The organism is Nonomuraea sp. MG754425, from assembly GCF_021699195.1.
GTDB lineage: Bacteria > Actinomycetota > Actinomycetes > Streptosporangiales > Streptosporangiaceae > Nonomuraea.
This window is the reverse complement of the sequence record NZ_SSXE01000292.1, coordinates 1-8,517: the sequence shown is the minus strand read 5'-3', so window position 1 is coordinate 8,517 and position 8,517 is coordinate 1. Positions and strand designations below refer to the sequence as shown.

8 protein-coding genes are annotated in these 8,517 nt (G+C 73.4%); 1 reads left to right on the top strand and 7 read right to left on the bottom strand.

Annotated elements, in window-relative coordinates; genetic code table 11:
* The 4 genes from FAF44_RS50150 to hisD all read right to left on the bottom strand — a co-directional run.
* The coding region (locus tag FAF44_RS50150) for a hypothetical protein (protein ID WP_237110572.1) at positions 1-980 on the bottom strand (980 nt) is incomplete at its 3' end.
* A gap of 212 nt (positions 981-1,192) precedes the next feature.
* Entirely contained in the window at positions 1,193-2,509 is a 1,317-nt protein-coding gene (locus FAF44_RS50145) for an MFS transporter (protein ID WP_237110571.1), read from the bottom strand.
* 28 nt (positions 2,510-2,537) lie between these two features.
* Positions 2,538-3,569 (bottom strand): phosphotriesterase, encoded by a 1,032-nt coding sequence (locus FAF44_RS50140; protein ID WP_237110570.1) that lies wholly within the window; start codon positions 3,567-3,569, stop codon positions 2,538-2,540.
* A gap of 17 nt (positions 3,570-3,586) precedes the next feature.
* On the bottom strand, positions 3,587-4,876 hold the full coding sequence (gene hisD, locus FAF44_RS50135) for a histidinol dehydrogenase (RefSeq protein ID WP_237110569.1): 1,290 nt from the start codon (positions 4,874-4,876) through the stop codon (positions 3,587-3,589).
* Positions 4,877-4,996: 120 nt separating this feature from the next.
* Between hisD and FAF44_RS50130 the strand changes: the two genes are divergently transcribed.
* Positions 4,997-5,932, top strand: coding sequence for a LysR family transcriptional regulator (locus tag FAF44_RS50130; protein ID WP_237110568.1), 936 nt, complete (start codon positions 4,997-4,999; stop codon positions 5,930-5,932).
* Positions 5,933-5,934: 2 nt separating this feature from the next.
* On the opposite strand, the gene FAF44_RS50125 is transcribed toward FAF44_RS50130, so the two are convergent.
* The 3 genes from FAF44_RS50125 to FAF44_RS50115 form a co-directional block, all read right to left on the bottom strand.
* Complete coding sequence (locus tag FAF44_RS50125; RefSeq protein ID WP_237110567.1) at positions 5,935-7,113, bottom strand: cysteine desulfurase-like protein; 1,179 nt, start codon at positions 7,111-7,113, stop codon at positions 5,935-5,937.
* Between the two features lie 85 nt (positions 7,114-7,198).
* Positions 7,199-7,621 carry a hypothetical protein gene (locus FAF44_RS50120; protein WP_237110566.1) on the bottom strand — a complete coding sequence of 141 codons (423 nt, stop codon included), beginning with the start codon at positions 7,619-7,621 and terminating at the stop codon, positions 7,199-7,201.
* A gap of 264 nt (positions 7,622-7,885) precedes the next feature.
* Complete coding sequence (locus FAF44_RS50115; protein ID WP_237110565.1) at positions 7,886-8,365, bottom strand: hypothetical protein; 480 nt, start codon at positions 8,363-8,365, stop codon at positions 7,886-7,888.
* Positions 8,366-8,517: the final 152 nt, after the last annotated feature.

Here is an 8,517-nt window from a genome sequence, read left to right as displayed (position 1 = left end):
GGGCGGCCGAGCTCAGGCGCGGTGGGCTCGGGCGTGGGGGGTTCAGGCGTGGGGGAGTGGGGCGTGGTGAGGTCGGGCGGTGGTGTGCCGTTCGCCTGGCGGGCCAGGTTGAGGGTGGCCGCGTGCTGGCCGTCGGCGCCCACGGCGGCGGAGGTCGCGCCCAGCAGGACGGTCCGCAGGTGCAGCGGCTGCCCGTCCAGCCACAGGCCGAGCGCGGTGGCCCCGCCTCCGGCGAGGCCGTACTGCAGCGCCTGGCCGGGCACGGTGGTGAGCACGTAGGCCAGCAGCCTGTCCCTGACGCCCGCCTCCGCGCGGGCCACTCCCGCCCGCACGGCGGGGGTGGCCAGGCGGCCCAGCCCGCCGGTCAGCAGGCCGGTCAGCAGCCCCTCGATCGCCCCGTCACGCAGGGCGGTCCCCGCCTGCCGCAGGTCGATGCCGTCCCGCCGGCCGCCGGCGAGCTGGGTGGCCTGGACGAGCAGATCCAGCCCCGCGCCGAGCCCGCCGAACAGGGCCACCAGCGCCAGCGTGGTGTTGCGGATCTGCACCACGCTCATCCGGGCCAGCCGCAGGAACGGCCGGAGCAGCCACCCTCCCTGCGCGATCAGGACCGGGACCGTCACCACCACCAGGACGACGACCAGCGTGATCATCCGCTCGGCGTACTGGATCGCCAGCCCGGTTCCGTTCAGCCGGACCGCCGTGTCGATCAGCGCGGTGACCAGCTCCGAGCGCCGTCCCCCCACCTTCACCCGCACGCGGCGGGCGAACGCCTGCTGGGCCGCGCCGTCCCACCGCTCGCCCACCATCCGGGACGCGGCCCGATCGGCCCCGTCCGTCCCGGCCAGCCGGTGTGCCGCCAGCACGCAGGCGTCAGCCAGGCGGAAGCAGCCCTGGGCATCCCCTTCCGGCAGGTCGGTCCCGGTGACGTAGGCGACGAAGGGCCGCAGGGGGTGGGGAACCTCGATGATCGCCGACCACATCCATACGCTGCTCCTCGCACCTCCGATGACGGGACGACGCGCCGGTCACCTGTTCATGGCGGACCGGCGAGGTCCCGAGCGCGGCGAGGCGTGTTCCGGCCGGCTCGCTGGAGCAGCGTAGTCGCGCGGTTCCCGCCGCGCATCGGCGAGAACTCCACACTTTCTTCGCATTGCCTGCACGACGCGGCCCGCCGCGCGCGGCGACGAGCGCCCTACCCGCGCCCGGCGCTCACGGCGGCCCGCTCCCGCACGCGGGTCTCGGGAGTGGTCACCGCGACCGCCAGCGCCGCGAGGGCCACCACGACCAGGTAGTAGCCGGGGGCCACCGCCGAGCCGGTGACGTCGACCAGCCAGGTGCCGACGAACGGCGCCGTCCCGCCGAACAGGGCGAAGGCCACGTTGTAGCTGATGGCGGCGCCCGTCACGCGGGTCGCGGCGGGCAGCAGCTCGACGAAGAAGGTGTAGCTGCCGCCCCCGTACGTGCACAACGCCGCGGCCAGCAGCAGTTGCCCGATCACCGCCGTGCCGAACGAGCCGCTGGTGACCAGCAGGAACGCGGGCAGCCCCACGACCGCGACCGCCGCCGCGCCGATGATCAGCATCGGTTTGCGGCCGTACCTGTCGGACAGCCGGCCCCCGATCGGCAGCAGCACGGAGAACGACAGCAGCGCCACGGCGTTGGCCGCCAGCGACTGCAGCAGGCTCAGCCCGACGACGCTCTGCAGATAGGTGACGAAGTACCCGACGAGCACGTAGAAGCCGAGGCCGGACAGCGCCATGACGGCGAAGATCTGCCCCAGCCGGGTCCAGTTGCCGCGCAGGCTGCCCCGGATCGGGCTGGACTCGACCGCGTTCTCCCGTCGCAGCTCCTGGAAGACCGGGCTCTCCTCGGTACGGCGGCGGATGTAGATGCCGATCAGCGACAGCGGCAGGGCCAGCAGGAAGGGGACCCGCCACCCCCACGAGGCGTAGGCGGTGTCCGACACCGCGCCGGTGATGCCCATGATGAGGATCAGGGCGATCACCGACGTGGCGGCCGACGCGGCGATCGTGACGCCGATCCAGGTGCCGCGGCGTTCGAACGGCGCGTGCTCGAGCACGAACGACGGCGCGCCGACCGCCTCGCCGCCGGCGGAGAAGCCCTGCGCCAGCCGGCACACCACGAGCAGGACGGGGGCGATGATCCCGGCCGCGCCGTGCGTGGGCAGCAGGCCGATGAGCGCGGTGGCCACGCCCATGCAGATGAGCGTGGCGTACAGGACGGTCCGGCGGCCGGCGCGGTCGGCGAGGGCCCCGAAGAACAGCCCGCCGAGCGGACGCGCGACGAACGCGACGCCGTAGGCGGCGAAGGCGGCCAGCAGGCCGGTGACCGGGTTCTCGCTGGGGAAGAAGGCGTCGGCGATGGCCACGGCCGAGAAGCCGTAGATCGCGAAGTCGTAGAACTCGACGAACTGGCCCGTGCTCGCGCCGAGCAGCACGCGCCGCTGGGCGGGTGTCGTCCCGTCCGGGCTGATGAAGTCGCGGATCATGGAGGGGTGCATCCTTTCGGCCTGGCGATCAGCCCGCGAAGGCGAGCGCGCGAGCGGGGTTGGCCACGGTGATCTGCGCGATGTGGGCGTCGCTGACGTCCTTGCGCCGCATGAGCGGCAGGACGTGCTCCAGGATGTGCGCGTACCCTTCGCCGCCGTAACGCACCAGGTTGGTCTTGTGGCAGATGTCCTGGGAGATGAGGATCTGGGACGCGTGGCCGCCGTCGATCAGATCCAGGATGTGGTCCACGCGGGTGGCGTCGTTCGGCATGTCGACGGGCCCCAGCGAGTAGTAGCTCGACTCCTGGCCGAAGAGGTCGAACTCGACGTAGCAGCCGCTGCTCGCGATGGCCCGCATCTCCGGCGCGGAGAACACGGTGCGCTCGACGTGGCTCATGATGACCCGCGCCGGATCGACGTCCTCGGCGGCGACGATGTCGAGCGCCCGCCCCGGCGAGCGCGGATCGCGCCCGGGGTGGATCATCAGCGCCGCGCCGGTCTCCCGCTGCGCCGTGCAGGCGGCGCGCAGCACCTTCTCCTCCTGCGGGTGCAGCGGGTGGCTGAGCCCGATCTCCCCGATGATCCCCGCCCTGACCGACGTGCCGCCGACGCCGGTACGCAGGTCGGAGACGATCTCCGCGGCCAGGTCGTCGCGGTCCCTGGCCGCCACGTCGTCGGGATGGTAGTCGCGGTAGTAGAAGCCGCAGCCCATCACGACGTGCACGCCGCTGCGCCGCGACACCGTGGCCAGCCCCATGGGGTCGCGGCCGAGCCCGATGCTGGTGGCGTCCACGATCGTGCGCCCGCCCGCCTCGGCGTAGGGCCGCAGCTCGGCCACGGCGACGTCCACGCTGTCGAGGCGCAGGTCCTCGGAGGGGTGGTGGCGGCGGGTCCGGTAGTGGTTCTCCAGCGTGATCGGCGCGTTGTCGGCCGCCCGCTCGCGGGCCGTGGAGCGGGCCGGCAGCGGGCGCGACAGGTCAGCGAGCAGGTGCTCGTGCGGCTGCGTGTGCCCGAGCTCCGCCGGATCGACGTCACCGAGCACGGTACGGACAATGGACATGGTTTCCTCCCGGCAGGTCAGGCCCAGGCCGGCCGCTGCCCCCTGGGCAGGGCCCGCAGGTCGCCCGAGCGCGCGTGTCCCTCGAAACGCTCGGCACGGGCGGCCCGCCCGCACAGCTCGCCGAGGTAGGCGCTGGCGGCGTCGGTGGTCACCTCCTGGTAGGTGACGGTCTTGAGGTACATGCCGACCCACAGCCCGCCCGTGTAGCGGGCGGCTCCCCTGGTGGGCAGCACGTGGTTGGTGCCGATGACCTTGTCGCCGAACGAGACGCAGGTCCGGTCGCCGAGGAACAGCGAGCCGTAGTTGCGCAGCCGCTCCAGGGCCAGGCGCGGCTGCCTGGTCAGCACCTGGACGTGCTCGCTGGCGTACTCGTCCGATACGGCGAACGCCTCGTCGAGGTCGTCCACCACGATGATCTCGCCGTGGTCGCGCCAGGCCGGCCCGGCCACGTCGCGGGTGGGCAGCTTGGCCAGTTGCTCGTCCACCTCGCGCAGCGTCGCCTCGGCGAGGACGGCCGACGTCGTGACCAGGACGGCCGGCGAGTCGGGGCCGTGCTCGGCCTGGCTCAGCAGGTCCACCGCCACCACGAACGGGTCGGCGCTGTCGTCGGCCACGATGAGCACCTCGGTGGGCCCGGCGAACAGGTCGATGCCGACCTCCCCGAACAGTTGCCGCTTGGCCTCGGCGACGTACGCGTTGCCGGGCCCGACCAGCATGTCCACCCGCGGGATCGACTCCGTGCCGATCGCCAGCGCCGCCACCGCCTGCACGCCGCCCAGCAGGTAGACCTCGTCGGCTCCGGCCAGGTGGATCGCGGCGATCGTGGCGTGCGGCAGGTCGCCGCCGGTGGCGGGCGTGCAGGCGGCCACCCTCGGCACCCCGGCGACCTTGGCCGGCACGATCGTCATGTGCGCCGAGGCCAGCAGCGGGTACCGGCCGCCCGGCACGTACGCGCCCACCGCCCCCACGGGGATGGACCGCTGCCCGAGCAGCACCCCGGGCCGGGCCTCCTCCTCGAAGTCGCGCAGCGAGTGGCGTTGCCGCTGCGCGAACGCGCGCACGTTCGCCTGCACCTCTCTGATGTCGGCGAGGGTCTGCCGGTCCACGCGGCGCAGCGACTCCTCGATCTGCGGCTCGCTCAGCCGGAACTCGGCCGGCGCCCACCGGTCGAGCCGCTCGGAATGGGCGCGGACCGCCGCGTCGCCGTTCCGCCGCACGTCGTCGATGATCTCGGCGGCCACCGTACGAGGGTCCACGCCCGGTGCCGCGGCCGCGTTCGCCGACGCGCCCTTGACTATCCTCCGCATGCCTCTTCTCTCCATGAATATTGCCATCGCTGCTGGTCACAGGGGATTTCCAGGGAGCATATGAGGCGGCATCCCATCGCACAACGGGGGTAACTCCAGTCGAAGCGATAGGGTTTCCCTATGACGTTGCAGCAGTTGCAGGCGTTCCTGGAGGCGCGCAGGGGCGGCTCGTTCACCGCCGCGGCGCGCAGCCTCGGGCTCACCCAGCCGTCCGTCTCGGAACTGGTGCGCCGGTTGGAGGACGAACTGGGCATGGAACTGTTCCGCCGGGTGGGCCGGGGGCTGGTCAGCACGCTCGCGGGCGACGAACTGGCCCCCTTCGCCGAGCGCGCGCTGGCCGCCGCCGATCAGGGCGTCACGGCCGTGCGCGCGCTACGCGACCTGGAAGGCGGCACGGCCACCTTCGGCCTGCTGCGCAACGCGGAGTTCTACGCGCTGTCGGAGCTGGTCCTGCACTTCCACCACCGCCACCCCTCGGTCCGGGTCCGGCTCGTGGGCCAGAACTCCGCCGAGACGGCCGCCGCCGTGCAGCGGGGCGAGATCGAGGCCGGGCTGGTGACGCTGCCGGTGGACAACGAGGGCCTGTCCGTGACGCCGCTGGTGCGCGACGAGGTCGTCTACCTCACCGCGGACGCCGCCCGCGCCGCCACCCCGCGCACCATCGCCGACGTGGCGGACGCCCCCATGATCCTCTACGACGCCCACTACGGCGACACCGACCCCGCGCGCCGCCAACTGGCCACCCGGGCCCGGCTGGCGGGCGTCACCGTCGAACCCCTCATCGAGGTCGAGCACCTCGCCTCCGCCCTGACCCTGGTCCGGGCCGGCGTGGGTGACACGTTCGCCTGCCGGGCGGCGGTCGCCAGCCCCACGTTCCCGGACGGCCTGCACGTGACCCCGTTCGCCGAACCGATGTACGACACGATCGCGCTCGTCACCCGGCGCGGCCACACGCTGTCCCCGGCCACCCGCGAACTCGCCCGCTTCGCCCAGCGGACGCTCCTGGAGCACGCCCGCGGCCCGCGCGGCACCACCACGATCATGACCGCGCGCTGAGCTCAGCCCAGGCGGGACACCCCGTCGAGCAGACGGTCCACGTCGGAGCGGTCGTTGTAGTGCACCAGGCCCGCCCGGACCGCGCCGCCGGAGTCGCGGATGCCGAGCGCGCCCGTCAGCTCCCAGGCGTAGTTGTGCCCGTTCCACACGTTGACGCCCAGCTTGGCCAGGTGCTCGGCGACCTGGCGCGGGGTGCGGCCCGCCACGTTGAAGTACGCGGTGGCGGTGCGCCTGGCGGGCTTGCCGTACACCGTGACGTACGGAAGCTGCTCCAGCCCTTCCAACAGCACCGCGAACAGCGCCAGTTCGTGCGCCTCGGCGGCGGCCATCGAGGTCAGCAGGCGCTCGCGGCGGTTGCCCGTGCCCGGCACCATGGCGGCGAGGTGGTCCACGGCCGCGGTCACCCCGTCGAGGTCGGCGAACGGCAGCGTGCCCGTCTCGAAGCGTTCCGGCACCGTGTCGGGCGAGGAGGCCAGCTTGTCCGGGCGGACCGTCTCCAGCAGCGCCGGGTCGGCGATCACCGCGCCGACGTGCGGGCCCGACCACTTGTACGCGCTCGTCGCGTAGAAGTCGGCGCCCAGCGCGCGCATGTCCACCGGGCCGTGCGGGGTGGCGTGCACGCCGTCCACGTACATGAGCGCGCCCGCCCGGTGCGCCAGCTCGGCGATCGCGGGCACGTCGGGGCGGGTGCCGAGGATGTTGCCGGCCGCGGTGACCGCGACCACCCGGGTGCGCTCGTTGATCAGGTCGGCGTACTGCTCGACCGGCAGCTCGCCGGTGGTCGGGTCCACCTCGGCCCAGCGCACCGTGGCGCCGGTCTGCGTCCAGGGGCGGACGTTGGCGTCGTGGTCCAGCCGGGAGAGCACCACCTCGTCGCCCGGACCCGCCAGCGCCCTGGACAGGCGGTAGGTGAGGGTGGTCATGTTCGGGCCGAGGATCACCCCGTCGGGGTGGCCGCCGACCAGGTCGGCGACGGCGGCGCGGCAGGCGGCCACGATGGCGTCGGAGCGGTGGCTGGCCGGGAAGGCGCCGCCGACGTTGCCGATCCCCGTCCGGTAGGAGGTGGCGATGGCGTCGATCACGGGCCGGGGGGTCTGGGTGCCGGCCGCGCCGTCCAGGTAGGCGTGGCCGTCGGAGAGGGCGGGATACGCGGCACGTACCTCTTTGATGGGGAAAGGCATGATTTGTTCATGCTCAACCTGCGCAGCCTCAACCGTGCCACCCGTAGCGGGCGGCGGCCCGCGCCGCGCCCGGCCCGGAGGCGGTTCAGGCGCAGGTGATCGTGATCGGCGTGGTGGCGACGCGCTGGGAGAAGTCGGGCGCGCCGCCGTCGAGGTTGGCGAACCCGTAGCCCATGACGTGGTAGTCGCCGGGCACGCACGCCACCATGTTGAGCTTGTAGGCGTAGGCCGTGTTGTTCAGGTAGGTCTCGGCGTAGGCCAGGAAGGTCCCGTTGCGGTACAGGGACAGGTACCCGCCGATGTACGAGACGCGCTGGTTGCACGAGACCTCGACGTAGGCGTACACGGAGGTCGTGTACAACTGGGTCGGGTCCGTGATGGTGATCGCGCAGCTCAGGGCCGCGGCGCTCGCGCCGGACGCGGTCGCCGCCTGGGCGGGTGAGGCGGCGAGCACCAGCGCCGCCGCCGCGCCCGACGCGAGGGCGCGCATCCCACGTGGAGGTTTCACGGAGCCATCTCTCCCTACTGCCGGTGGCCTTCCTGAGCGCGCGGACCGCGCACCCGGGACGCCGCGGGAAGCGCCGTCCCGGGTGGGAGAATCACACAATCGCCGCAGACCCGGCAGACCCATTCGGGACGCCACCCCGCGGTGAACGGGCGAATCGCGGTTTCCGCGCGGCCCGTAAAAGGGCGGGGCCGACGCACCGGCCGGTCGCGGGCCGGGCGACCCGGTGCGCCGGGCCGGATCGGCGCGGCGGCCCGGGTGAAACTTTCACCCGGACGGCCACGACCGGCTGGAGTCGACGGCCTGCTGAGGGGTGTCCAGGCCGAGGCCCGGCCGGTCGGGGCGAAGGTTCCGGACGATGACGGAGGCTGGGTTGAGCAGCAGGCTCGCCGTCCTGGCCGTGGCCGGGCAGTGGTGCGACACGCGGTGCACGGCCGCCGCCCGCGCGTCCGCGCCGAGGGTCTCGGCCGCCTGCTCGCGGGCGGAGAGGTGGACGAGGTCGTGCATCCGGTAGCGGCCGGGTCCCGCCGGTTCGAACGGCCGGGCGTCCAGGAGCCGGTCCAGCGCGGCCTCGGTCGAGTGCTCGGGCCGGTCGGCGAGCGCGGCGGTGGCCGCCGGGGTGTGGGTGGGCGTGCCGAGCAGGGCGAACAGGCCGGCGGCGTCCTGGCCGGTGGGCTCCTGCCTGAAGTGCTGGCGGCTGACACCCCGGCCCCGCGGGCAGCAGTGGGCGGACCTGCCGGCTGTCACGGGCGTTGCCGAGGATGATCAGCAGGTTCCGCGTCGAGGTGAGCCTTCGAGCGGACCGGCGTCGGCTTCCACGGGAGACGCCACATTGGGGACGAAACGTGAGCACGAGGACGCGTCGGCGGGCGGATTGGGTGGGCGGGGGCTGGCCGGGG